This is a genomic window from Streptomyces sp. AC550_RSS872 (assembly GCF_019049285.1).
Classification (GTDB): Bacteria; Actinomycetota; Actinomycetes; order Streptomycetales; family Streptomycetaceae; genus Streptomyces.
In genome coordinates this window covers 51223-75080 of record NZ_JAGMUL010000028.1, presented here as the reverse complement: position 1 = coordinate 75080, position 23858 = coordinate 51223, and the positions used below count along the sequence as shown (strand labels likewise).

The window sequence follows — 23858 nt, the reverse complement described above, 5'->3', positions numbered from 1 at the left end:
CGGTCGGCGCCTCAGGAGTCCGCGCAGACGGAGGGCAGCGCCCGTACGAGGCCCTCGACATGCAGCGCGTCCAGCTCATGGCCGTACGCCGACCGGACGGCGGCCAGCCCCAGCCGGGGTGTGCACGACGGTGACGTCCGCAGCCGCCGGGTGTCCTTCAGCGCGTCCAGCAACTCCGTGGTGATGCGGTCGAGTTGCGGGCGGACCTCCTTGACCAGGTCAGGACGCTCGGTGGGCCGCTCCTCGGGGTGCGTGTCCCAGCGTGCGTACAGCCCGCGCTGCACCAGCTTGTTGGCCTCGATCTGGTCCCGGAAGACGGCCTTCACCCCGTCAGGATCGAGACCGAGCCCCGACGCCCGTGCGGCGACGTCGTCCAGGATCTGCTGTTCGCGCACCGGGTCGTCGATCGGCTTGTCGGTGCCGTACTTGGCGGCGGCGACCTTGTCGGCGAGCAGCAGCCGCTCGGCGAACAGGTCGGTCAGCGGGGTGAGTCCGGGGGAGACGGAGGCCGCCCGAACGGAGGTGGCCGAGGCGTGTATCGCCGGCGGCGGCGCGGAGTGTGCTGCCGCGGTGGCGGGCGCGGCGCCGGTGAGGGACATGGCTGCGGTGGCGCAGACGGCGGCCAGGGCGGACCGGAGGCGTGGGGAGTGCACGGGGGTTCCTTCCGTGGGGGGGCGGTCGTACATCAACGTACAGAGGCGGACGACGCAGACGCGCCGTCCGATGCACCCGCCCGGACTTTGCGTGAACCGGGGGCATACACGGGCGAGATCGAGGCGTTGTGCGGGAGCTGAGCGCGTGCCGAAGGGCCATGCCACGATGGTGCGAGGAGGAAGGGGGAGCATGTCTGACACCAGGCCCGAAGAGGTGCTTGCCGGCCATGTGCTCAGTTGGCACAGCGAAGAGGGATGGGGCGTCCTCTTTTCCGAGGCCCTTCCGGACCAGGCATGGGCACACTTCTCAGCCATCCAGACGGAAGGCTTCCGAGAGTTGACGGCGGGTCAGCTTGTCTCCTTCTCGGCCGAGGAGGCTGAGCAGGATGAATACCGCTGGCGTGCCGTACGTGTCTGGCCCGAGGCCGACGTACGCCATCCGGCAAACGGGAACGACGGTCCGGGCTATTCGTCTGAGCTGGACATCAGCTTCGATTCCTGACCGCGCATAACGCATCGCCACTGACAGCACGGGTCGCAGACGTCACGTGAGGCCCCGAATCAACCGAACAGCGTCAGGGTGTGAGCAGCCCGGGCGAGTTGCGGGGCTTGACCACCAGCCCGTCATCATGGCGCCGAGGGCGGCGGCGCGGCCAACAGCACCAGCGCCTTCACCCCCAGTGGTTCGCGGTCGCCCCTCGCGGTCGTGCGGCAGACTGCAAAGGCCGCGACGATGCCCAGCGGGAACGGGATCGGGACGGATTCCTGGAGCCCGCTGCGGGTCCCTCGCTGGTCGCTGCGCAAGCTGGTTTCGCCTGCCTGCGCAATGTCCACGGCCAGGTCAGACCGAGGTTCCATCGCGCGCTCCGGGCCTCAAGCACCCGGCCGCAAAGCTGGGGCTTGCCCGTCCCCGCCTGGGTGAAGAGAGAAACATTGGTCCTGCTCAAGCGACCATGTGCTGGGGAACTGCCAGATCCTCGTGGGCGAACCAGCGTGTCAAGGTTGCCGGATCGCCCTTGGCGCAGGCGTCGGCGACCACGTCGATCAACTGGTCGTAATCGGGGCCGGTCCTGCCCTCGTAGGCCGCGGTCATGCGGCCCCACTCGTCCCAGTTGAGTGTCTCCCGCTTACAGAGGGCGGCGAGGTCGCGGACGGCGTTGCCGCTGATCTCGGCCGGACCCCAGGCGTGATCGGTGCCGGCCACCCCGAACATGTCCGGGTCGAGCAACCCGTCGCGGTACCGGACCCATGCTTCGCCGCCGGTGAGGAACTCGCCGGGAGCGAGATCGTCCGGGCGGTCGACGTAGTCCTTGCCGAGGTGCTCGGTGTCGACACGCACCCAGCGGTGGTGGTCCTGGTCCCAGTACTCGGTGATCCAGTGATCGACGCCGCGGTCCTCGAGGAAGTAGGTGCCGAAACCGCACCGGGCTCGGGAGGCGATACCCCGCGCCCGCAGGATCGCGCAGGCGATCGTGGCGAAGTGACGGCAGGTGCCGATCACCCGTGTCTCGGGTGTCCGGGGCTGGTGCAGTGGCGCGGGATCAAGGGCGGTCAGCGCGGTGATCAGCTTGTCGACCGGCCTGATGTTCTTCTCGGCCGTACGGTCCTCGCAAACCCCTAACACCGCGGCGTCCGCAGGCTGGATGACCAGGCTCTGCACGGCGGCACAGATGCCCACGGGGTCATCCGGCAGCCCCTCAAGCAGGTGGACTTGTGTCGAGCGCAGGCGCGTGAAGGGGCCGGGCCGCGCGTAGTCGAGGTCGAGCAGGTCATCGGTCATAACCGGGATGGTAAGGGCCGAGAGTCAACGACCCGGGACTGAAGTCCCGGGCTCGCACAACGGGCGCCACTGGCTGTGATGCTGCGTTTGCGTCCTGTCCCACGTTCCGGTTCGGTGGTGGGTCTGGGGCGGTTGACTGCGCCCCGCGTCGCCACAACTCCCGCGCACGGGCACGGATGTTGCGGGAGCCGTTCCGGTCTGCGTGGGCAACGACGCCGCAGTTCCGGCACGCGAACCAGGCCTGGGAGACCCGGTTCGCTCTGTCGATGTGGCCGCACCCGGCGCGGTGCGGGAGGTGTGTGCCGGATCGACGTACACCGCCGGCACCCCCGCCCGGCGGGCCTTGTACGCGATGAACTCCGAGCTGGGCGAAGCTCCACGTGGAGTGGGTGGCCCGTTGGGGCCTACGAAGCCGTACCCGTTCACGGATGCCCGTCAGGTCCTCCAGGGCGATCCCGCGACCGGTGCGTTCCGCCTCGGCCACCACATGCTTCGCGATCTTGTGGTCGATGTCCTTCGCCCGCCGCGCCTCCTTGCGCCGCCGTTTCCTCAGCCGGCGCTTGGCGGACGGGGTAGCGCGCGCTCCCGCAGCCGGGTCCGGTTGAGCTCGCGCCCCGCCATGATCTCGCCGTCGGACGTGGTGGCGATGTTCACGATGCTCAGGTCGATCCCGAGGAAGTCCACCGGATCGGTGTTCGGCGGCGCCTCGGGCAGGTCGCAGGTGGCGTTCAGGAACCGCATGCCGTCCCGCCACAACAGATCGGACTCGCCCCTGCGGTACAGGGCCAGAGTGGCCATCTGCTCCGGCGAGGCGGTGAACGCCACATCCCTGACCCGCCCGGCGGTCGTCCAGATGGAGATGCGGCGCCGGTCGATCTGCCAGGACAGCATCCGGTCGTCAAAGGGCTGCGCCCCGTCCGGGCGGAAGGCGACCGGTTTCTCCATCGCCCTGCGGCAGCGTTTCGAGCCCGGCCTGCCCAGTTTCCCGGCCCCCCCCCAGGTTGGCCTTCAGCACGGCATATGCGTCGCAGGTCTTCTTGATGACGTGCTGGGCGGCCTGCGCCCCCAACCCCCAGCGGGCCTTGACCTGACGGTAGGTGTGCTCGCGCAGCGTGAAATTACTCCTCACGTCCTTCTCGAACGCAACGCCGCTTGCCCAGGTCGCCGCTTCGTTGCAGGCGCGCAGGGTCGCCTCAAGCGCCGGCGGCCTGCACGGGCGTCGGCAGCAGCCTGACCTGCACCACCAGCTTCACGATCAACCAACCTGTACACGCGTACGACGGCCCACCGTACGTTCTCCATGCTTCACCCGACCGAGTGAAGCCGCCTCGGTATGGCAGCAGCACCGGCTCCGCCGGACACGGCGCTCGAGAGATACCGCGGCGCTCCGCGCCGCCGCCACGAGGATGCGATGCCTCCCAGGGCTGAAGCCCTGGGGCTCCCCGCAAGAATCGGCAGAAGCACGCGCTACTCCGGGACCCCTCCCGAGACCGGCCTGCTAGACAACTCTCCTCGCTCACCAAGCCGAGGAGGGCCGCGACGATGAGCGATGACCCGACAGCCGGCGAGGGCACGCCCGAGCAGTGGAGCGACGACACGCCGGCGGCGCAACGGCTTCGGTCGGTCTGGAGGCGACGGAGGCCGGCCGTGATCTCGGGGGCGGTCGTAGCCACCGGCCTCGTGATCGCCGTCGCTGTGCTCGTAACCCGGCCCGACGGGTACGACAACACCCCGGAGGGAGCGGCCCGGCGGTTCGTCGACGTCATGAATGATCCGGACTCCACCTACGCGGACATCTACGCGAATGCGTGTGCCGACCAACGCCGCGAGCATGCCGGGCCGGACGCCGACGTGGATTTCCCAGGGGCCCTTCACTTCGTCCTCGACGAGATCACGCAGGTGAGCGACACGAGAGCGGTGGCCATCACCCATCTCAAGGAGATCCCGGGGAACAGCCTTGAGATGGTCCTGGTCAAAGAGGACGGCGTATGGCGGGATTGCGGCGACTCCTCCCCCTCGGCTGAAGGGGGAGGGGAGGAGCGCTACCGCTGATCCGTCTGCTGTGCCTGATCCGTCTGCTCTGTCTCAACCGGCTCGCGGCGCAACACCCGTTTGACCCGCTGTCGCGCACCCGCCTCCGCGACGGCGGCCGCCAGCAGCGGGGCGGTGCGGCGGCGGGCCAGCAGCAGGCGCTGGTTGACGACCCTCTTGGGATGCCAGCGGTACTTGTACGGCTCGTCACCGCGCAGCAGGCTCAGCACCCGGTGTCCGTCGACCGACGAGAGGTGCTCGGTGGACGCGTGCAGCAGCATCGCCGCCACGTCCACCTTCTGCTCCCGCAGCTGCGGATGGAAGCCGTAGAGATAGGTGCCGGCCAGCCCTCCTGCCCGTCCCGACAGCAGGTTCAGATTGACCGCCACCACCGTCCCGTCGAGCAGGAACTCCATCACCGCCGCCTGCCCGGACCGGGTCATCGGCGCCGCCGAGCGGACCAGGTGTTCCAGGAACCGCGGCCGGGCGTGCTCCGACGACATCCCTCGGCCCTGCCATTGCAGCCGGTGCAGCGCGAGCAGCCGGCGCAGCGCGGCGTCGGTCTCGTCGTCGCGCACGAGGCGCCACTCGATGCCGAGCCGCGCGAGCCGGTTCACCTTGTTGCGGACCCGCTGGGCGTGTCGCGAGGACAGCCGCCCGACCAGCTCGTCCATGGGTACGGCGGGCAACTCCAGGCACACCGAGTCGGGCAGCCGGTGCCGCGGCCCGCGCCAGCACAGGTAGACGCGTTCCATCGCGCCGCCCGGCCGCACCTCGCGGAAGTCGACCAGGGCGGTGCGCGCCAGCTCGGCCAGGCCATCCGCCAGCGCCCCGGCGGCCGGCGCGGCCACCTCGTCGTCGATGAGCACATCGCAGAGGTCGGTGATGGCGCCGCCCATCGGCACCAGCGCCGGCAGCGGCCGACGCACCCGCATCAGCGGCGCCGCCGCCACCAGCGCACCGCCCCTGCGCACCAGCACGAGCCGCAGCCCGCCCGGACTGCCGTACGACTGCCACCACGAGTGCAGCCAGGCATGGCTCTGGAACGCCGTCGCGGACGGGCACGCACCGTGCAGGCGTTCCCAGTCGCCGGCCAGCTCCGCGAAGGCGCGCTCGTCGGTGCACACCTCCACCGACAGCGCGCGCCCGTGCCCGCTCACCCAAGCGTCCCGCGGGCATCGGCGGCGCCTGCCGGGCCGGGGACCGAGGCGTGGCCCTGGTCGTCGTCGTCCTCCGGGGTACGCCGCGGCCGTGCCAGCAGCGCGAGGCCGCCCAGCAGGCCGCCCGCGCTCGCGCCCACGAGCGAGGCCAGCGCCGGGGACGCGGACGACGGCTCGGTGGGTTTCAGGGCCCGGGAGAGGCGTTCGAGCCGGATGCCGGTGCGCGAGCGGGTGTGGTCCGCCTCCGTGATCAGCGCGCGGGACACGGCGTTGGCGATGTCGACGGCCTGCGAGGGCTTCGACGCGGTCGCCGACACCGCCACCATCGGCGCGTCCGGCGAGGTCGCCACGTCCACGCTCTCGCGCAGCGTGGAGACCGGTACGCCCGCCCACACCTGGGCGTCGCCGAGCACCGCGAGCTGCGTGGCCACCCGGCCGTACGCCTGCGCGAAACCGAGCGCGTCGGTGCAGTCGGCCTCGGTCGTGCCGTTCGGCACGGCGACGACGGAGCTGGTCGCCGTGTACTGCGGGGGTCTCAGCTGGCCGTAGGCGCCACCGGCCGCGGCACCGACCAGCGCGGCGGCCGGCAGCCACCACCATGAGGCCAGCCGTGTCACGCGGAAGCGCGAACGGTCGGCCACCCGGGCACCCTCAGTGGGGTTGTCGGTCATGAGGAACTCACTTCCAGGTTCGAGCCGGACAGAGCGGCCGTGTACAGATCCATCAACTGCCGCGCGGTACGCGCGATGTCATAGCGGCGTACGACATCGGGGACGGTCCGCTCGTCCCGTCCCAGCACCCGCAGCCGCAGCAGTTCCCGCGCGTACGCCTCGGCCCCGCCCCGGACCCGCCGGGCTCCCGGGGCCGCGTCCGGCGGCATGTCGTCGACGGCGGGGCAACTCGCGTACAGCACGGGGAGCCCGGCCGCCAGCGCCTCGACCACGGCCAGGCCGAAGGCCTCCTCCGGCGACGGCGAGGCGAGTACGTCCATCGCGGACAGCAGGGCGGCAAGGCCCGGCGCGTCGTCGCCGGGGAGGGACAGATACGGGCGCTCGCCCGTCAGCACCATCCGCTCCGCGACCCCGAGCCGCTGCGCGGTGCGCCGCAGCGCCGCCTCCTCGGGGCCGGCACCCACCAGCAGCAGCCATACGTCGCCGGGCAGTTGGTGCAGTGCCCGCACGAGCAGGTCGAACCGCTTGCCCGGGGTGAGGCGCCCCACCCCGCCGACCACGTACGCGTCCGGCGGCAGCCCGTGGAACGCCCGGGCCTCCTTGCGGCGCACCTCGTCGAAACGGAACCGGGGCGCGTCGATGCCGTTCGGGATGACCCGGATGCGCGGCCCGGGCACACCCCAGTGCCGCAGCCGCTGCGCCACCGTCGGTGACACGGCGACCGTGGCGCGGCCGAGGCGCTCGCCGGCCAGGTAGAGGGCGCGGACACCCGCGGTCATGGGACGGCCCTCCAGCCGGCTCGCGCCGATCGAGTGCTCAGTGGCGACGACGGCCCCGACTCCCGCGAGCCGCGCCGCGATCCGGCCGTACAGACAGGCCCGGTACAGGTGGGTGTGGACCAGGTCGTAGCGGCCGGCGCGGATCAGCCGGGTGAGGCGGGGCAGCGCGTCGACGTCGCGGTTGCCGCTCATCCCGAGGTGGGCGACGCGGACGCCGTCGGCGGCCAGGCCGGCCGCGACGGAGCCGGGGTTGGTCAGTGTCACCACGTCGCACTGCGCGGGCAGGTGCCGCAACAGCAGCCGCAGCTGCTGTTCCGCGCCGCCGACGCCGAGGCCGGTGATGACGTGCAGGGCCTTCACACGGCCTCCAGGGCACGGCCGTAGTACCGGGCCAGGCGGCGCTTCAGCTCAAGCCGCAGCGAGATGTCCGCCTGCCCGAGGTGGATGCGGGGCAGCGCGAGGTCGCCGGAGCCGGCCGGGCCGGGGGAGATCGAGCAGGCGTAGCGGTACCCGGCCCGGCGCACGGCGGCGACGACGCGCTCGTCGAGACAGCCGTACGGGTAGCAGAAGCCGTCGACGTCGCCTCCGGTGAGGGCGGCGAGCCGCTGCCGGCTCTCGCCGACCTCGCAGTGCAGCACCTCGTCGGTTGCCCTGGTCAGGTCGAGGTGGGTCAGACCGTGCGAGGCGACCTCCATGCCCGCGGCCGCGGCCCGGTGGACGTCGGCCACGTCGAACAGCGGTTTGCGCGGGCCGGCCTGCTCCCAGGAGTTCTCGCCGCCGAGCCGCCCGGGCAGGACGAACACCGTGGCCGAGAAGCCCCAGCGGTGCAGCACGGGCACCGCGTGGGTGAGGAAGTCGGTGTACCCGTCGTCGAAGGTGAGCCCGACCAGGCCGCGCTCGGCGCCCCGGGCCCGCGCCGCGAGCAGCTCCCGCACGCTCACCCCGCGCAGTCCGCGGGCCGCGAGCCAGCCGAGTTGCCGGTCCAGGCGGTCGGGCGTGACGGTGACGTTGTACGGGTCGTCCCGGCAGTCGGAGACGGAGTGGTACATGGCCACCCAGGCGGCGGGACCCTGTCTCGGGCGTCCCCCCGCGACCGGGTCGGGATCGGGTTCGGCCGCGCGTGGGGCGGCGGAGATGTCAGCGACCATGGCGAAGCTTTCGGGTGAGGGAGCTACGGACGGAGTGCGTGACGGGAAGCAGAAGGGCCCGGACGCCCGCCGCGTCGAGGATCCAGGCCAGCAGCAGGAAGACGCCGGTCACGCAGGTACAGCCGACGGCGACGGCGGCCGCGGGAGACTCGAACGGCCTCGCGCAGAACAGCCCGGCCCCGGTGGCGCACAGCGCCGCGCGTACGGGGCGGGACAGTTCGGCGACGACCGAGCGGACGCGCACGGGCACGCTGCGCGGACCCAGCCCGTGCAGCAGGAGCAGTGCCGTGAGGGTGATGCCGGCCGCGTTGGCCGCGGCGAGGCCGCGTGTACCCCACGGGTCCACGGCCCAGGCGCCGATGACGACGGTGGCGAGCGCGCCGGCACCCATGGCGAGCAGCGGGAACCAGGTGGTGCGGCCGGTCGAGAAGTACGACCGCACCAGCGCCCCGACCAGCGTGTGTCCGAGCAGCCCCACCGCGTACACCCGCATGACGGCGGCGGTCGCGGCGGTGTCCTGTGCGGTGAACGCGCCGCGCTGGAACAGGAGTTGAATGATCTGCGGTGCGCAGGCCACGACCATGGCGGCACCCAGCAGGACGAGGCAGCCCATCAGCGTCAGGTCCCGCTCGACCCGGTCCCGGGCCCGCCGCAGGTCGCCCTCGGCGATGGCCCGCGCCACCACCGGGAAGGTGACGACACACACCATCATCGCCAGCGACATCGGAAACTGGGCGACCTTCTGGGCGTAGTTGAGGTGCGAGATGGCACCGGCGGGCAGCCCGGAGGCGAAGTAGCGTTCGATGAGGACCTGCGACTGCCGGCACAGCGTGAACAGCAGGACCGCGCAGACCAGGGCCGGCGCGAGCGTACGGCCACCGTCCCCGTCGTACCCGGAGTCCGGCGAGAAGCGTTCGGGCTCCCGGCCTCCGGCGATCCGCCGCCACAGGAACGGCGCCTGTACGGCGGCCATGACGCACCCGCCGAGCGCGACACCGAGGGCGGCGGCCCGTACGCCCCAGCGGTCGGCGAGCACGAACATCGTCGCGATGATCGCGAGGTTGTAGGCGATGTAGATGGCACCCGGCGCGAGATAGTCACGGTGGGCCCGTAGCGCCGCGCTGAAGTACCCGGCGAGCCCGAAGCTCAGGACGCAGGTCGCGGTCAGCCGGGTGCAGGACACGGCCAGGGCCGGGTCGGGCAGGCCGGGCGCGAGCACGGCGACCACCTGCGGCGCCAGGGCCGCGAGCAGGGCGGCCGAGCCGGCGAGGACCAGGCACAGGCGCGGCAGCGAGGAGGTGACCAGCGCGCGTACGGGGTCGGGGGCGCCGACGCCGTGCGCCCGTCGTGCCAGCGCCACGCTGAACGCGGGCACGAGCACGAACGCCATCCCGTCCTCGATCAGCAGCGTCGACGCCATCTCGGGCAGCGTCCACGCGACGAGGAACGCGTCGCTGTCCACCCCCGCCCCGAACAGATGCGCGAGCGTCTGGTCCCGCCCGAGTCCGAGGACCGCCCCGGCCATCGACAACGCGGCGGAGAGCAGCGTCGCCCTGGCGAGGAAGCGCCGCGAGGGCGCCCCGGTCCGCCGGACGGTCGGCGGGGCAGGGCGGATGCCCTCGGCGACGCGCGGGGCGTCCCCGCCGGGCGCCTGCTCGGGGGCGCGCGCGGTCGTCGCCGGACGGGGCCTCATCGCGGGTCCGATTCCGCGGCCGGGGCCGTCGTCCGGGCGGGGACTTTCGCCTCACGGCCCAGGGCCCACCAGGCGGTGAGGCCCAGGCAGATCCCCGCGAGGATGGTGGAGGGCCCGCCGATGTCGGCGTACAGGAAGTTGACGAGCTGCCACAGCAGCAGCCCGCACGCGGGGAGCGCGCAGTCCCGGAGGGCGCGTCCGCTCCGCCGCAGCCGGCGCAGCGCGATCACCAGCAGGGCGAGCCAGCTGCCCGCGACCGTGAGCAGGCCCAGCATGCCCTGCTCGCTGAGCAGCAGCAGGTACATGTTGTGCGGGGAGAGCAGCGGCTGACGGCGGAAGGCCTGGCCGGCTCCGGCCGTGTCGCTGCCCGACGACAGCGCGAGCGAGGCATGGCCGTCCCGGTGCGCGGGGAAGGCCTTCAGCCCGACGCCCGTGATCGGATGCCCGCGCCACATGTCGCCCGCCGCGGCCCACATCGTGTACCGGTCGACGACCGACTGGTCCGGCGCGTCGGTGACCTGAGTGATGCTGGTCAACCGCTCCTGCAAGGTCGCCGCGCCCATGCCGAGCCCGCCGACCAGCACCACCGCGACAGCGGCCGCCGCCGCGAACACCTTCGCCGCCCGCCGCACCCCGACCAGCAGCAGCTGCGCCCCGCAGGCGAACGCCGTGGCGATCCAGGCGCCCCGGCTGAACGACAGCGCGAGCGGCACGAGCAGGGCCACCGCGCACACGGCCGCCACGACCTGCTGCCGCCGCGCCCGCGTGCCGAGGGCGAGACCGGTCGCGGCCACCACTCCGAACGCCACGACGGTCGCCATCCCCATCACGTCGGACGGCCCGAACGTGCCCACCGCCCGGATGTCGGCCCCCTGATACAGGGCCCCGGTCCGGGTGAGGTTCTGGTGCACCCCGATGGCCCCCTGCCACAGCGCGAGGCCCACCAGGGACCACAGCACCAGCCGGGCGCCCCGCCGGTCGCGCACCAGCAGCAGCACCGCGACCGGGACGAGCACGAACACCTGGAGATGGCGGGCCAGTCCCGAGAGCGCGTCACTGGTGGTCAGCGCTCCGGCAGCGGCGACCGTGATACCCACCACGGGCAGCCCGAACAGGACCGCCGCCGTCCGGTTCAGCGGACGCCGCGCCCCGCGTACGGCCTGGACGAGCGCACACAGCACGACCAGTCCGGAGGCGGCGTCGGCGGGTGTGACGGAGCTGCCCGGTGTGACCGGCAGCCCCAGCAGGACGACGACCGCGAGGACGGGCAGTACGGACAGCAGGGACGGGACGGAGAGGGCGGACAGGGCGGACAGGGCGGCCGGCATGGAGCCGGGCCGGCGCAGCGGGGGCCGCGGCTCCGGCCGGGGCGGCGCGAGCGGGGGAGGGGCCTTGGGGGACGTGCTCATCGGTGCTCAGCTCCCTGTCGGCCGGACGAACTGGGCCGCCGTGCGCAGCAGGATGCAGACGTCCTGCCACAGCGACCAGTTGTCGATGTAGGCGTTGTCGTAACGGCACCGGTCCTCGATCGAGGTGTCACCGCGCAGCCCGTGGATCTGCGCGAGCCCGGTGATCCCGGTCCGCATCCGGTGGCGGGCCGGATAGCCCGGATGGGCCTGGCTGAACTTCGCGACGAAATACGGCCGTTCGGGCCGTGGACCGACCAGGCTCATGTCGCCGCGGAAGACGTTCCACAGCTGGAGCAGCTCGTCCAGCGAGGTGCGCCGCAGAAAGTGGCAGAACGGGCTCATGTCCTGCTCGCCCGCCACACTCCAGCGGGTCGCCGCCTCATGCGCGCTGGCCGGCCGGTGGGTGCGCAGCTTCAGCATCGTGAACGGCCGTCCGTCCTTGCCGATCCGCTCCTGCCGGAACACCACGCCCGGCCCGTCCATGACCCGCAACACGGCCGCGCACACCAGCAGCACCGGCCCGGCCAGCACCAGCAGCAGCCCCGAGATCACCACGTCCAGCACCCGCTTGCCCACGCTCCCGCGCCGCCGTCCGCCCCCCGGCCCCAGCAACCTGCGCGAGAACCCGGCCAGATGCCCCGCCCCCTGACGTCGCCCACCGAGGCCGTACGACGGCGGGTCCGCGTCCAGCTCCCACAGCACACAGCCGTGCGCGGCCAGCCCCCGCAGCACGGCGGCCTTCTCCGTCCGGGTGGCGGCCCCCACGACGAGCACCGTCTCCACCCCGTTCTGGATCACCGCCCGCCGCGCGTCCTGCGCCGTGGTGAGCACCGGCGGCCCGGCCTCGTCGTCGGTGTCGGCGAGGACGTCCGGGTCGTCGGAGAGCAGCCCCACCGGCCGTACGCCGCAGCCCGGTTGGCGCAGCAGCGCGGCCGCGACCAGCCGGGCCATCGCGACCGGACCGACCACCAGGGCCGGACAGGGCCGCCGCCGCAGCGCCCGGCGCCGCCGCCCGTGCACCGCTTCACGGCCCGCACAGGCCGCGAGACAGTGCACGGTGACCGCGCCGACCAGCACGGCCGGCGGGAGCGAGCGCAGCGGGGAGAGCGTCACGACCGCCGCCCAGCCGACGGCGATCCGGCCGCAGACGGCAGGGAGTTCGTCGAGTACGCCGGGGACGACGAGGGTGTCGTACAGCGTGGCCCGGCGGTTCATCCCGATCACAACGAGGACGAGCACCACGATGACCGGCGAGAAGTGGTGCGGTGCGGGCAGGACCAGCACCGCGGCCGCCAGCGCGGCGGCGCCGTCGACCAGCCACAGCGGCGCCCGGGAGACCGTCCGCGGGTGACGCGACCGGCGTCCGGAGGCCGCCCGGCGCCCGGCGGACCGGCCGCGCGGGTCGACAACGGTGACGGCGTCCTGCGCTGTCCGCTGCTGCCCGGGCGAGGCGACGGTGCTCTCCGCGGTCATGTGGTGATGCACTCCCTGCCCCCGTTCGATTCGACGACCCGCGTGGTGGCGAGGCCGAGCAACTCGCGGTAGACGTCGGTCACCGCGTCCGTGGCGTGCCGCAGCTCGTGGCCGGCGAGCACATGTGCCCGGGCCTGAGCACCCAGCGCCGCACGCAGCGGCCCGTCGAGCAGCAGTGCCGTCAGCGCCCGGGCCAGCGCCTCGGGGTCCTCCGGCGGCACCAGACAGGTCGGCGGATGGCCGGGCGGAAGGCTCTCGCCCGCCCCGCCCACGTCCGTGACGACCACCGGCCGTCCGCACGCCATGGCCTCCAGCGGGGCGAGCGCCATGCCCTCCCAGCGGGACGGCAGCACCACGACGTCCGCGGCCCGGTACCAGCGCGCGGTGTCGGCCGTCGCGCCGGCGAACTCCACCGACCCGGGCGCACCCGAGCGCAGGGCGTCCGCGTCCGGGCCTTCACCGACCAGCACCAGCCTCGCGCCCGGCACTTGCCGCACCACCCCGGGCCAGGCCGCCAGCAGCACGTCCTGCCCCTTCTGACGGCACAGCCGGCCCACGCACACGACGAGCGGGCCCGCCCCGCAGCGCGCGCGGTCGCCCTCCGGCTGGAACCGGAAGGTGTCGACCCCGTTGGGGACCACCCGCCACGGGGCGTCGATGCCGGACCGCACTCCGGTGCGCCGCTCGGCCTCGCTCACGCACAGCACCCGCGTCGCCCACCGGGCCCCGAACCGCTCCCAGCCCAGCGCCAGCCGCGCCACGATCCCGTCCGCGGCCTCGAACGACCAGGCGTGCGGCTGGAATACGGTCGGCAGACTGCCGCGCACCGCGAGCCGGGCCGCGAGCCCCGCCTTCGCGCTGTGCGCGTGCACCAGGTCCGGCCGCACACCGCGCAGCAAGCCCGCCAACTGCCGTACCTCGACCGGGAGTCGGTGCCCCGGTGCGCGGGTCGCGTCCCAGCGGACCACCGTGCAGTCCAGTGCCCGCAGGTCGTCCGTCAGCGTGCCGCCCTTCGGACAGGCCACGGACACCCTCAGCCCCGCGGCGAGTTGAGCCGCCGCCAGGTCCGTCACGACCCGCGCGACGCCGCCCTCGACGGGCTGGGCGACATGCAGGATATGCGGCGCAATGCGCATGACCGAGGCCGCCCTTTCGAAGAAAGACACTTATCCATACTTATCTGAGAAGCGGTCAAGTGTGTCGGAACGGTGGTGTTTTCGGAGTTGTTTCATTCACGGGACCACCCATTCGGAGCCACGGGGGTTTCCCGGGGGATCCCCTCTCGTTAGCCCAGGAGAACCGAGACCGTGTATTCCTGGAAAGGAACATCATGAAGAACCTCAAGGCTGCTGCCGTCGTCGTCGGCTCCCTCGCCATCGCCGGTGCCACCGTGCCCGGCGCCGCCGCGGTGGACATGCCGTCGTCGGGCCTCGTCGAGAACGGGAAGACGGTCGCCCGCAGCCTCCCCTCGGCCGCCAAGGTGCCGACGGGCTACGTGGGGAACAACGTGAAGCGCACCGCGGACAAGGTGAAGAAGGGCGTGCAGTCGCAGGGCATGGTGAAGACCCCCGTCTTCGGCGGCACCCTGCCGAACCCCGTCGACGGGCGACTGCTCGGCGGGCTTCCGATCAAGTAGCCGGTCCGGCGGGACCCTTCGTTCCTTTCTGCCGCGTCGTTGGCCTTCGGCTCGATGACCAGGGCCGGCTCCGTGTCACTCGGAGCCGGCCCTTCGGCATGTACGGGGGAGTGCGATTGCCCTTTGGTATTCAGGTTGGGCCGAATGGAGGAATCGGGGTGACCACGCGGACAAGAACTCCGTTGAACCCACTGAATGGGCGCTCTTTCCTCCTTGCCGGCGCTCCTTGACCGTGGGCCCTGTCCGCACGCTGATGCGGACAGGGCCCACGGTCTTTGTGTGCGCCGGTCTTTGTGTGCGCCGCACCTTTCGTGGGGGGGCGCACAAACACCGATGGCGGTCCGCCGGAAATCCGGCGGACCGCCATCGGGTGAAGCACTGGTCACATCAGCAGGCCAGCCGCCGACGGGGCGTTCTGCGCCTGGTCGATCTTCTCCGTGTTGCAGGCGGCGTAGCGCGAGCGCGGTGCGGCGACGCCGCCGAGGACGGCTCCGTTGGACCACGGGGCGAGGCAACGAGCGTCGAGGAGGGCGCCGTTGACGATGGCGATGCCCTGCTGGGGTTCATTGACGACGACCGGGGCCGTCGAGAAGTCGCTACCGCCCTTGACCGTGGTGGTGTCACCGTCGGCCGTGGCGGTGCCACCGGTCGCGATGACGATGCCCGCGGCGATGGCGGAGATGGCCGTAACCTTCTTACGCATGAGTTGAGCCTTTCCGGACTGCGTTCGGGGTTTACCTGCTCCGAGTTCCTCGGAGCAGGAGTCACATCAGCAGGCCACTCGCCGACGCGGCGTTCTGCGCCTGGTCGACCTTGGCCGTGTTGCAGGCGGCGTAGCGCGAGTTCGGTGCGACGGTGCCGGCGAGCACGGCTCCGTTGGACCACGGCACGGCACAGCGGAGGTCGACGACCGTGCCGTTGACGATGGCGACGCCCTGCTGGGGCTCGTTGACGACGACCGGGGCCGTCGAGAAGTCGCTACCGCCCTTGACCGTGGTGGTGTCACTGTCGGCCGCGGCGGTGCCGCCGGTCGCGAGGGCGATGCCTGCCGCGAGCGCGGAGATGGCCGTAACCTTCTTACGCATGAGTTGCGCCTTTCGGGGCTGCGTTGGGGTAATTCACGTGCTGCTGCGAAGAGTTCGCAGCAGAGGTCACATCAGCAGGCCGGCCGACGTCGCGGCGTTCTGCGCCTGGTCGATCTTGGCCGTGTTGCAGGCGGCGTAGCGCGAGTTCGGTGCGACGGTGCCGGCGAGAACGGCTCCGTTGGACCACGGGGCGAGGCAGCGACCGTCGACGAGGGTGCCGTTGACGACGAGAACCCCCTGCTGGGGCGCGTTCACGACGACGGGTGCCGACGAGAAGCCGCTGCCGCCCTTGACGGTGGTGGTCTTGCCGTTGCCGTCGTATTCGCCGGCGGAGGCAAGGCCGGCAGTGCCGACGACGGTGCTGAGGGCGAGGGCCGTGATGACCGCGAACTTCTTGCTCAACTCGGTTCCTTCCTGAATTCACGGTTGCGCACGCTTACGAAAAGGAAACCCGTATATGCATGCATAAGTCACGGCGGGAACAATCAAACACGGCCAGATTCCTTCGGATGGCGCAACGTGCGAAATCTGCGGTGCGGCGGTCCGAATTGAGCGGCCGGAACCCCGCCGACATGCGTCCGGCCCGCCGGCGGATGCGGGCCGGTGGGCCGGACGGATGAAGCACGGGGGCCAGTGGGTGCGGGCCCGCCGTATACGGAGACCGTGTCGCGGGTCCGGATTCGGTATCCGGGCCGTCCGCGGTCTCCGGCTGTCGAGAACCGGATCAGAGTCTCAGAATTCCGGGGCCGGCATACGCCGGTACGGCCGACTCAAAGGGTTGCCGGGTCGTCACTTGTTGGGAAGCAGGGTGCCGAGGCCGGTGGCCGTCGGCGCGTGCAGCGGGTGGATCTGGACCTCGCCGCTTCCGGCCGGGTTCTTCACCGGAATGGTGGGCCGCTTGGCGGCGTTCGGGTCCATGCCGTCCAGGTAGACACCGGACATGCCTCCCGACTTGGTCTTGTCGAACGCGCTGCCCTTGGTGACACCGCCGTCCCGGGCCAGCCGCGTCACCACGTCGGCCGCAGGCACGACCGCAGGCGCCACCTTGGTCGGGGACATGAGCCCGCCGATCGGGCTGGTGGAAGCGCCAGAACCCCCGGCGGCGACAGCCGCGGCGGCGGAGCCACCCACAAGACCCGCACCGATGGCCAACGCCGCAGTGGTGAAAACTGCCTTCTTCATGATTCACCTCGCTTGAAAGTACCTCTGATCCGACGGTTGGAGAACATAGCAGTCCAAGGGCGCTGCAAAAGCGACGCGTTACTCCATACGCATGAAAGTCAGTGGAGTGAAGAATGGAATCCGCAGAGGGATTTCGCGGGATTTGACATCTGGTCGGCGAATCAATTGATCGTATGGTGCACCCGGCCCGGTTGGGCCGCCTGCGCGACCTGAAAGATGAATTTCGGAATTGTCGGCCCACCCCGTCGCCGAGCCGGGCCGGCCGGAGACGTCCCGCGGCTTACCCTCGCCGCCATGACCGCCTACAGCGACACGTCCCCCCGGAGCGCGCCCCCTGGCAGGTCGCTCATCTGGTCGGAGGAGTTCGACACCCCGGTCGACTGGGGCGCCCGATGGGTCGGCGACAGATCGAGCGCCTACCGCTACTGCGACCACAACCCGGACGACAACAAGCTGGACTGGCTCGACCCCGGCTGTGTCACCGTCTCCGACGGGACGGCCACCTTCACCGCCGTACCGGCCTGCCGCACCCTCGAGAACGGCCGACCGGCCTGGCGCACCGGCCTGCTCACCACCGAGTACTCCGCCGAGGGCTTCCAGGTGCGGACCGGGGACCACGTCGAGACCGGCGTCCGGCTGCCCTCCGGGAGCGGAGCCTGGCCGGCGCTGTGGACCTGGAAGGACGGCGGGAACGAGGTCGACTCCTTCGAGTACCACCCGGACAACCCGCATCTGCTGGAGCTGTCCAACCACGTCCAGCACGCCGCGGCCTGCCACACCGACCCCGACGCGATCGGCCCGGACCGTTGGGTGACCGTCGGCACCAGCTACGGCGCGCGCTGCGTCGACTGGTACGTCAACGGCGAGCACGTCTTCTCCGACGGCACCGGTGTCGGCCCCGACTGGTCGGCGTATCTGATCCTGAACCTGTCGCTGAGCGCCGGCGAGTACCACCCGGCACCCTGCGGCCCGGCGCCCCTCACCTTCGACGTCGACTTCCTCCGCGTCTACCGCTGACCGCCCCGCACCCGCACCCGCTCCCCGGTCCGGTCCGGCCCGGTCCCCCGATCGGGCGGATGGCCGCCGTGATGTCCGCCGGACGGCGGAGCGTACGCCGGGAAGTCGCGCGGGCCGTCGATAAGGTCGCGCGGTGGCCCCTGACTCGAGCGACACCGCACGTCCTTCGCGCCCCACCGTCGGTGGCAGCCGGGCGTTCGCCCTGCTGCTGGTGGTCTGCGGGGCGGCCGGACTGCTGGCCTCCTGGGTCATCACCCTCGACAAGTTCAAGCTGCTGGAGGACCCGGACTTCACACCGGGGTGCAGCCTCAACCCCGTGGTGTCCTGCGGCAGCGTGATGGAGAGCGACCAGGCCGAGGCCTTCGGGTTCCCCAACCCGATGCTGGGCCTTGTGGCCTACGGCATCGTGGTCTGCGTCGGCGTCAGTCTGCTGGCCGGGGCCACGTTTCCGCGCTGGTACTGGCTGACCTTCGCGGCCGGATGCCTCTTCGGCGTCGGGTTCGTCTCCTGGCTCCAGTTCGAGTCCCTGTACCGGATCGACGCCCTGTGCCTGTGGTGCTGCCTGGCCTGGCTGGGGACGATCCCGCTGTTCTGGTACGTGACGTCCTTCGTCGTGCGTCACGACTTCCTGCCCGCGCCGGGCCCGGTGAAGACCTTCTTCGCGGAGTTCACCTGGGTGCTTCCCGTGCTGCACATCGGGATCGTCGGCATGCTGATCCTGACCCGCTGGTGGGACTTCTGGACCAGCTGACCATTGCACCGTATGGGCGCTTCGGCGGTGACCGTGGAGCACCCCGCACGGTTACTCGTACGAACAGCCGAACCGTACGAGGAGTGAGCGATGGCCGTCAGCGCAGACGGAGTGCCGGTGGGTGCGGTGCAGGAGGCGGGCGCCGCCCCGGTGCGGAGCGAGCCGGAGCGGCGGACACGGCGGGAGGTCGCGCGGGTGCTGCTCGCCTCCGCCGCCGTCGCGCTCGCCCCGGTCGTCACCGCTTCCCGGCCCGCACAGCCCGCGGACGGGCAGCCGGACACCGGCACCCCCTTCGACGAGACCTACCGCGGCCGCCGCATCCAGGGCGCGCCCCTTCCCCTCCATGGCCTCTCCGCCCTCGGAGCCGAGTGGCAGGTCACCGTGGACGGCCGGCCGCTGCATCTGATGCGCCGTGCCGACGGCACCTGGCTGAGCATGGTCGACCACTACAGCTGGTACGGCACCCCGCTGGAGGCGACCCGCGCCGCCGTCGACGAGCTCGGCCCCCTGCGGCGGCTGCGCGACCTGGCCCCCGGACCGTTCGACGGCGGGCACCCGCACGGGCCGCACGGGGAGGCACAGCATGGTGTACGTGCGTAAGAACGTCAGCAAACTGACGCGCACCGAGCGGCGGCGGTTCGTCGAGGCACTGCTCGAGGTCAAACGCAGTGGTGAGTACGACGAGTTCGTACGGCTGCACATCGAGCACTTCCGCGGGGACGGCGACCGGGGCCTGCGCGCCGCCCATATGACGCCCTCGTTCCTGCCCTGGCACCGCCGGTTCGTGCTGGACCTGGAGAACGCCCTGCGCCGCGTCGACGACTCGGTGACGGTGCCGTACTGGGACTGGACCCGGGACCGTTCGACCACCTCGGTGCCGTGGACCGACGATCTGCTCGGCGGCAACGGGCGGCCCCTGGACCGGCGGGTGATGACCGGGCCGTTCGCCTACGCGACGGGCAACTGGACCCTCAGGGCGAGGATCACCAACGTCGAGTTCCTCACCCGGGACCTGGGCCGCTCGCGCCGGCCGATCGACCTGCCCACGCGGGACGATCTGAACTGGGCGCTGAAGGACCCCGCCTACGACGTCTCCCCGTGGGACTCCACGGTGACCAAGGGCTTCCGCAACAAGATGGAGGGGTGGGGCAGCCGCAACGACCCGTGGCGCAACCACAACCGGGTCCACCGCTGGGTCGGGGGCACCATGCTCGGCGGCGCGTCCGTCAACGACCCCGTCTTCTGGCTGGTCCACGCCTTCGTCGACATGCAGTGGCAGCGCTGGCAGCGGCGCCACCGCAAACACCGCTATGCGCCGGCGAAGCCACCGGGGCGAGGCAGCTCCCAGTACGGCCGGATCGTCGCCCGCAACGAGAAGCTGCCACCGTGGGACGTCACTCCGGACGAGCTGGAGGACATGTCCGGGATCTATCGGTACGGATGAGACCGGGGCCGCCGAAAAATCGCTCAGCCCCGCGGGCCAGGGTCCACTAGCCTCCGGGCATGGCAACCGATCCGACGGAACAACTGGTCCGACTGTTCGCCGAGGAGAGCCGGGTACGCGCCTTCGCGGCCGTGGCGCTGGGCGCGGGCAGCGCCGAGCAGGTCGCCCGGGCGGCGGGGCTGCCCGCCAAGGAGACGGCCACGGCCTTGCTGCGGCTGCGGGAGCAGGGCGTGGTGACGACCGGGGACGACGGGGAACTGGGCGTGGCCTACAGCCTGTTCAAGGAGTACGCGCGAACGGCTGCCCGGCGGGAGCGCGACGCCGGGGCCGCCGAGAGCCGCGCGTCCGGGGAGCAGCGGGCCGCCGACCTGGTCCTGCGGACCTTCGTCCGGGACGGGCGGCTGGTCCGGCTGCCCGCACGGTGGACCCGTAAGAAGCTCGTGCTGCGGCACATCGCCGAGCGGACCTTCGAGCCGGGCGTCGAGTACCCGGAGCGGACCGTCAACGAGAAGCTGCGGGCCTGGTGCGAGGGCAGCGACGACATCGACCATGTGACGCTCCGGCGCTATCTGGTGGACCTGCACCATCTGCGCCGGAGCGAGGGCATCTACCGCAGGCCGGCCGAGGCCACGCCCGCCGCTTAGGGCAGCCGTCGTAGAGGTGAACCCGCCAGGTACGCCTGGATGTCCTCGACCGCCTGGCCGTAGTACGTCGCGTAGTTGGCCTGCGAGACATAGCCCAGATGGGGTGTGGCGAGCAGCCGGGGGGCCGTGCGCATCGGGTGGTCCGCGGGGAGGGGCTCGGCGTCGAAGACGTCCACGCCGGCGCCGGCGATACGGCCCGCGTGCAGGGCGCCGAGCAGCGCCTCCTGGTCGACGATCGCCGCGCGTGAGGTGTTGATCAGATACGCCGTCGGCTTGAGCAGGGCGATCTCGGCGGGCCCGAGGAGGCCGCGGGTGCGGTCGCTGAGGGCGAGGTGGATCGAGACGAAGTCGCTCTCGGCGAGCAGGTCCTCCTTGGAGGCGGCCAGGTGGACGCCCACCTCGTCGGCGTACTCCTTGGTCAGGTTCTGGCTCCAGGCGGTGACACGCATGCCGAAGGCGAGGCCGACCCGGGCCACGCGGCTGCCGATCTTGCCGAGGCCGAGCAGTCCGAGGCGACGCCCGTGCAGGTCGGCGCCGACCGTCTGCTGCCAGGGGCCGCCGGAGCGCAGGGCGTTGCTCTCCTCGACGAGACCGCGGGCCAGGCCCAGCAGTAGGGCCCAGGTGAGTTCGACGGGCGGGGTCGAGGTGCTGGCCGTGCCGCAGACGGTGACGCCGTGCGCCTCGGCGGCGGCGTAGTCGATGACCGTGTTGCGCATGCCGGAGGCGATGAGCAGCTTCAGCCGGGGGAGCCGGGCGATCAGGGAGGCGGGGAAGGGGACGCGCTCCCGCAGGGTGACCACGATGTCGAAGTCGGCGAGGGCCACGGCCAGGGTGTCCTCGTCGGGGAAGTGGGCCGTGAACGGGACGACCTCCACCTCGTTCGCGAGCGGCGACCAGTCGGCGACCTCCGTCGCCACGTTCTGGAAGTCGTCGAGCACAGCACAGCGCAGCCGCACGGGGGTTCCTTTCCATGGCCGGGGCACCGACCGGACCGACTCTACGGAAGGGGTCCGACCGTCGGGGTGCGGGGTGCGGCGAGCCCAGGCGAGATTGACCCGCGGCGGGTTCGTCACCGACTGTTGATCATGGCCCGCGGAACGGTCGGCCAGAGGGAGGCCCCACCTTGTCACCACGCATCCTCGTCACCGGAGGCAGCGGCTTCATCGGCGGCCATGTCGTCGCGGCCCTACGGGAGTCGCGGGGCGGCGACGTACCACCCCCGGTCCGGCTCGTGTTACGGGATCCGGGGAGCCTGCCACGCGGCGTCGATCCCGCTGACGCGCCGGCGGCGGACGTCGTACGGGCCGACCTGACCGATCCGTCGTCCCTGCGCGGTGTCTGCGACGGCGTCGACGTCGTCCTGCACTGCGCCTCCCACATCGGCGCCGACGAACGGCTCACCGAGGCCGTCAACGACCACGGCACCCGCGCCCTCGTCGAGGAGGCGACGCGCGCCGGAGTGGCCCGCGTCGTCTACGTGAGCACGGCCGCCGTCTACGGACAAGGGCCCTTCACCGCCGCGCCCCCGGGCGGGCCACCGCTCGCACCGGCCTCACCGACCAGCCGTTCCCGCGTCGCCGCCGAGCGGCATGTGCTGGACGCGGGAGGCGTCGTGCTGCGCCCGCACCTCGTGCTCGGCGCCGGCGACCGATGGGTGGTGCCGGGCCTGGTCGCCGTACTGGGACTGCTGTCGGCGCCCCTCAAAGGATGTGCCGCCCGGCACTCCGTCGTCGACGTACGGGCGTTGGGACGTGCGGTGCTCGCCGCCGGGCTGTCGGAGCGGGAACTGTCGGGCGTGCATCACGTCAACCACCCGAGGCCGGTGGACAGTTCGGAGCTGCTCGACACGGTGGCCGACCTGCTCGACCTGCACCTGCCCGGCGCCCCGCTGGACATCGAAGAGGCCCGGACACGGCTCGCCGGGCAGCCGCGCGCACTGCACCACCTCGACCTGCTCGCCGTGGACCACTGGTTCGCGGACGACGGGTTCTGGGCCGGTGTGGGGGCGGATCCCGGGACCGGGTTCGCGCGAGGGCTGTCCCACCATGAGCAGTGGTACCGGCAGTTCCTGTACTGCTCCACCACGGACAGGGGGTCCTCGTGAACATCGAACGCGCGCTGACGGGCAAGATCGCACTGGTCACCGGGGCCGGCCGGGGCATCGGCCGCGCCATCGCCACCCGCCTCGCCCGCGACGGGGCGCTGGTCGGCGTCCACTACGGGCGCAGTGAGGCCGCCGCCCTGGAAGTCGTGGGGGAGATACGGCGGAACGGCGGGCGGGCCTTCGCGCTCGGGGCCGAGCTCGGCGTGCCGGGCGACGCCGCCGCGGTCTTCGAGGCCTTCGACGCCGGGTTGCGGGGGGAGCGGGGCGATGAGGCGGCGGGTACCGAGGCCTCGTTGGACATCCTGGTGAACAACGCGGGGGCGAGCGGTTCGGGGCCGGTGGGGCAGGCGGTTCCCGAGGTCTTCGACCGCATGATGGCCGTCAACGCCAAGGCGCCGTTCTTCCTCGTGCAGAACGCGCTGCCGCGGATGCGTGACGGCGGCCGTATCGTCAACGTCTCCTCCCTCGCCTCGCGGCGCGCCTTTCCGGAGTCGCTGGCCTACGCCATGTCCAAGGGCGCGCTGGACACGATGACGCCGGCTCTGGCGAAGGAACTCGGCCCTCGTGGCATCACCGTCAACACGGTCGGACCCGGGTTCATCGAGACGGACATGAACGCCCGGCGCAGGACGACGCCCGAGGCGCGGGCCGCCCTGGCCGCACGCTCGGTCTTCGACCGGATCGGCAGGCCCTCCGACGTGGCGGACGTGGTGGCGTTCCTCGCCTCCGACGACTCCCGCTGGATCACCGGTCAGTATCTGGACGTCAGCGGGGGGACCGACCTGTGACAGCGTGACAGATTGCATCCGCAACTGGCATGCTCACGGTCGCGATCATTGTCGACATCGGGGGAGCGATGACCACGGGGCCTGGAGGGTTCTCGGCAGAAGCCGAGTCCATCGACGGCAGTTCGCATCTGCTGAACGAGCTGGCCGGACTGCTGTACGCCGGGCGCATGGACGGGGAGAACGCCACGCAGTGCCGCGTGCCGCGCTCGCATCCCCAAGTGGCCGAAGCGGTCGAGGACTTCGCTCGGTACGCGCATGATCAGTACGGCGACCTGGTGACGTTGCTGTCGGCCCTGTCGACCAGGCTGCGCTCGACGGGAAACGCGTATGTGCGGGCAGACGCGAGCGCGCAGCGCGCGATGGACGACCTGCTCGACAACGGCCGTTACATCGTGCCCGAGGACCGGTGA

General features: G+C 71.8%; 26 protein-coding genes and 1 pseudogene. 11 read left to right on the top strand and 16 right to left on the bottom strand.

What is annotated here, in order from left to right; all coding sequences use genetic code 11:
• Positions 1 to 11: 11 nt before the first annotated feature.
• Positions 12 to 653: a chorismate mutase gene (locus tag KUM44_RS14335; protein ID WP_308402609.1), complete on the bottom strand. Its 642-nt coding sequence runs from the start codon at positions 651 to 653 to the stop codon at positions 12 to 14.
• Positions 654 to 843: 190 nt separating this feature from the next.
• On the opposite strand from KUM44_RS14335, the gene KUM44_RS14330 reads away from it, so the two are divergent.
• Positions 844 to 1155: a cold-shock protein gene (locus KUM44_RS14330; protein ID WP_254389509.1), complete on the top strand. Its 312-nt coding sequence runs from the start codon at positions 844 to 846 to the stop codon at positions 1153 to 1155.
• Positions 1156 to 1596: 441 nt separating this feature from the next.
• Here KUM44_RS14330 and KUM44_RS14325 read toward each other — a convergent pair whose 3' ends face one another.
• Both KUM44_RS14325 and KUM44_RS14320 read right to left on the bottom strand, forming a co-directional pair.
• Entirely contained in the window at positions 1597 to 2433 is an 837-nt protein-coding gene (locus KUM44_RS14325) for a transglutaminase-like domain-containing protein (protein ID WP_217208240.1), read from the bottom strand.
• A pseudogene (locus KUM44_RS14320) lies at positions 2430 to 3686 on the bottom strand (RNA-guided endonuclease InsQ/TnpB family protein). The gene KUM44_RS14325 and the pseudogene KUM44_RS14320 overlap by 4 nt, the downstream one beginning before the upstream one ends.
• A 289-nt stretch (positions 3687 to 3975) precedes the next feature.
• Between KUM44_RS14320 and KUM44_RS14315 the strand changes: the two are divergent.
• The gene (locus KUM44_RS14315) at positions 3976 to 4485 is read left to right on the top strand and encodes a hypothetical protein (protein WP_217208239.1); all 510 of its coding nucleotides are present in this window, start codon (positions 3976 to 3978) and stop codon (positions 4483 to 4485) included.
• On the opposite strand, the gene KUM44_RS14310 is transcribed toward KUM44_RS14315, so the two are convergent.
• The 8 genes from KUM44_RS14310 to KUM44_RS14275 all read right to left on the bottom strand — a co-directional run bounded on the left by KUM44_RS14310 (position 4476) and on the right by KUM44_RS14275 (position 13933).
• A complete protein-coding gene (locus tag KUM44_RS14310) occupies positions 4476 to 5624 on the bottom strand; it encodes a GNAT family N-acetyltransferase (RefSeq protein WP_217208238.1) in 1149 nt (382 codons plus the stop codon). The two genes, KUM44_RS14315 and KUM44_RS14310, sit on opposite strands and share 10 nt — an antisense overlap.
• The gene (locus tag KUM44_RS14305; protein ID WP_217208237.1) at positions 5621 to 6295 is read right to left on the bottom strand and encodes a lipopolysaccharide biosynthesis protein; all 675 of its coding nucleotides are present in this window, start codon (positions 6293 to 6295) and stop codon (positions 5621 to 5623) included. The genes KUM44_RS14310 and KUM44_RS14305 overlap by 4 nt, the downstream gene beginning before the upstream one ends.
• Positions 6292 to 7434: a glycosyltransferase gene (locus KUM44_RS14300; RefSeq protein ID WP_217208236.1), complete on the bottom strand. Its 1143-nt coding sequence runs from the start codon at positions 7432 to 7434 to the stop codon at positions 6292 to 6294. The genes KUM44_RS14305 and KUM44_RS14300 overlap by 4 nt, the downstream gene beginning before the upstream one ends.
• Entirely contained in the window at positions 7431 to 8222 is a 792-nt protein-coding gene (locus KUM44_RS14295; protein ID WP_217208235.1) for a polysaccharide deacetylase family protein, read from the bottom strand. Before KUM44_RS14295 ends, KUM44_RS14300 begins: the two co-directional genes overlap by 4 nt.
• Entirely contained in the window at positions 8212 to 9915 is a 1704-nt protein-coding gene (gene murJ / locus KUM44_RS14290; protein ID WP_217208234.1) for a murein biosynthesis integral membrane protein MurJ, read from the bottom strand. The genes KUM44_RS14295 and murJ overlap by 11 nt, the downstream gene beginning before the upstream one ends.
• On the bottom strand, positions 9912 to 11243 hold the full coding sequence (locus KUM44_RS14285) for an O-antigen ligase (RefSeq protein ID WP_217208368.1): 1332 nt from the start codon (positions 11241 to 11243) through the stop codon (positions 9912 to 9914). The genes murJ and KUM44_RS14285 overlap by 4 nt, the downstream gene beginning before the upstream one ends.
• An 87-nt stretch (positions 11244 to 11330) precedes the next feature.
• The gene (locus KUM44_RS14280) at positions 11331 to 12797 is read right to left on the bottom strand and encodes a sugar transferase (RefSeq protein WP_217208233.1); all 1467 of its coding nucleotides are present in this window, start codon (positions 12795 to 12797) and stop codon (positions 11331 to 11333) included.
• Positions 12794 to 13933 carry a glycosyltransferase gene (locus KUM44_RS14275; protein WP_217208232.1) on the bottom strand — a complete coding sequence of 380 codons (1140 nt, stop codon included), beginning with the start codon at positions 13931 to 13933 and terminating at the stop codon, positions 12794 to 12796. Before KUM44_RS14275 ends, KUM44_RS14280 begins: the two co-directional genes overlap by 4 nt.
• A gap of 194 nt (positions 13934 to 14127) precedes the next feature.
• Between KUM44_RS14275 and KUM44_RS14270 the strand changes: the two genes are divergently transcribed.
• Positions 14128 to 14433, top strand: coding sequence for a hypothetical protein (locus KUM44_RS14270; RefSeq protein WP_217208231.1), 306 nt, complete (start codon positions 14128 to 14130; stop codon positions 14431 to 14433).
• 382 nt (positions 14434 to 14815) lie between these two features.
• Here the strand turns inward: KUM44_RS14270 and KUM44_RS14265 are convergent, their stop codons facing one another.
• From KUM44_RS14265 to KUM44_RS14250, 4 genes are all read right to left on the bottom strand, one after another.
• The gene (locus KUM44_RS14265) at positions 14816 to 15136 is read right to left on the bottom strand and encodes a hypothetical protein (RefSeq protein WP_217208230.1); all 321 of its coding nucleotides are present in this window, start codon (positions 15134 to 15136) and stop codon (positions 14816 to 14818) included.
• A gap of 61 nt (positions 15137 to 15197) precedes the next feature.
• A complete protein-coding gene (locus tag KUM44_RS14260; protein ID WP_217208229.1) occupies positions 15198 to 15518 on the bottom strand; it encodes a hypothetical protein in 321 nt (106 codons plus the stop codon).
• Positions 15519 to 15584: 66 nt separating this feature from the next.
• A complete protein-coding gene (locus KUM44_RS14255; RefSeq protein ID WP_217208228.1) occupies positions 15585 to 15920 on the bottom strand; it encodes a hypothetical protein in 336 nt (111 codons plus the stop codon).
• A gap of 387 nt (positions 15921 to 16307) precedes the next feature.
• Positions 16308 to 16700, bottom strand: a complete 393-nt coding sequence (locus tag KUM44_RS14250) for a hypothetical protein (RefSeq protein WP_254389508.1) — start codon at positions 16698 to 16700, stop codon at positions 16308 to 16310.
• Between the two features lie 294 nt (positions 16701 to 16994).
• Between KUM44_RS14250 and KUM44_RS14245 the strand changes: the two genes are divergently transcribed.
• The 5 genes from KUM44_RS14245 to KUM44_RS14225 all read left to right on the top strand — a co-directional run bounded on the left by KUM44_RS14245 (position 16995) and on the right by KUM44_RS14225 (position 20556).
• A complete protein-coding gene (locus KUM44_RS14245) occupies positions 16995 to 17717 on the top strand; it encodes a beta-glucanase (protein ID WP_217208227.1) in 723 nt (240 codons plus the stop codon).
• A gap of 133 nt (positions 17718 to 17850) precedes the next feature.
• Positions 17851 to 18468 (top strand): vitamin K epoxide reductase family protein, encoded by a 618-nt coding sequence (locus KUM44_RS14240; RefSeq protein WP_217208226.1) that lies wholly within the window; start codon positions 17851 to 17853, stop codon positions 18466 to 18468.
• A gap of 90 nt (positions 18469 to 18558) precedes the next feature.
• Positions 18559 to 19068, top strand: coding sequence for a tyrosinase cofactor (locus KUM44_RS14235; protein WP_217208225.1), 510 nt, complete (start codon positions 18559 to 18561; stop codon positions 19066 to 19068).
• A complete protein-coding gene (locus KUM44_RS14230; RefSeq protein WP_217208224.1) occupies positions 19052 to 19912 on the top strand; it encodes a tyrosinase family protein in 861 nt (286 codons plus the stop codon). The genes KUM44_RS14235 and KUM44_RS14230 overlap by 17 nt, the downstream gene beginning before the upstream one ends.
• Positions 19913 to 19971: 59 nt before the next feature.
• On the top strand, positions 19972 to 20556 hold the full coding sequence (locus KUM44_RS14225) for a DUF2087 domain-containing protein (RefSeq protein ID WP_217208223.1): 585 nt from the start codon (positions 19972 to 19974) through the stop codon (positions 20554 to 20556).
• Here the strand turns inward: KUM44_RS14225 and KUM44_RS14220 are convergent.
• Positions 20553 to 21512 carry a D-2-hydroxyacid dehydrogenase family protein gene (locus tag KUM44_RS14220; RefSeq protein ID WP_217208222.1) on the bottom strand — a complete coding sequence of 320 codons (960 nt, stop codon included), beginning with the start codon at positions 21510 to 21512 and terminating at the stop codon, positions 20553 to 20555. The two genes, KUM44_RS14225 and KUM44_RS14220, sit on opposite strands and share 4 nt — an antisense overlap.
• A 167-nt stretch (positions 21513 to 21679) precedes the next feature.
• Here KUM44_RS14220 and KUM44_RS14215 point away from each other — a divergent pair, with 167 nt between their 5' ends.
• The 3 genes from KUM44_RS14215 to KUM44_RS14205 all read left to right on the top strand — a co-directional run bounded on the left by KUM44_RS14215 (position 21680) and on the right by KUM44_RS14205 (position 23858).
• Positions 21680 to 22660, top strand: coding sequence for an NAD(P)-dependent oxidoreductase (locus tag KUM44_RS14215; RefSeq protein WP_217208221.1), 981 nt, complete (start codon positions 21680 to 21682; stop codon positions 22658 to 22660).
• The gene (locus tag KUM44_RS14210; protein WP_217208220.1) at positions 22657 to 23448 is read left to right on the top strand and encodes an SDR family NAD(P)-dependent oxidoreductase; all 792 of its coding nucleotides are present in this window, start codon (positions 22657 to 22659) and stop codon (positions 23446 to 23448) included. The genes KUM44_RS14215 and KUM44_RS14210 overlap by 4 nt, the downstream gene beginning before the upstream one ends.
• A gap of 68 nt (positions 23449 to 23516) precedes the next feature.
• A complete protein-coding gene (locus KUM44_RS14205; RefSeq protein WP_217208219.1) occupies positions 23517 to 23858 on the top strand; it encodes a hypothetical protein in 342 nt (113 codons plus the stop codon).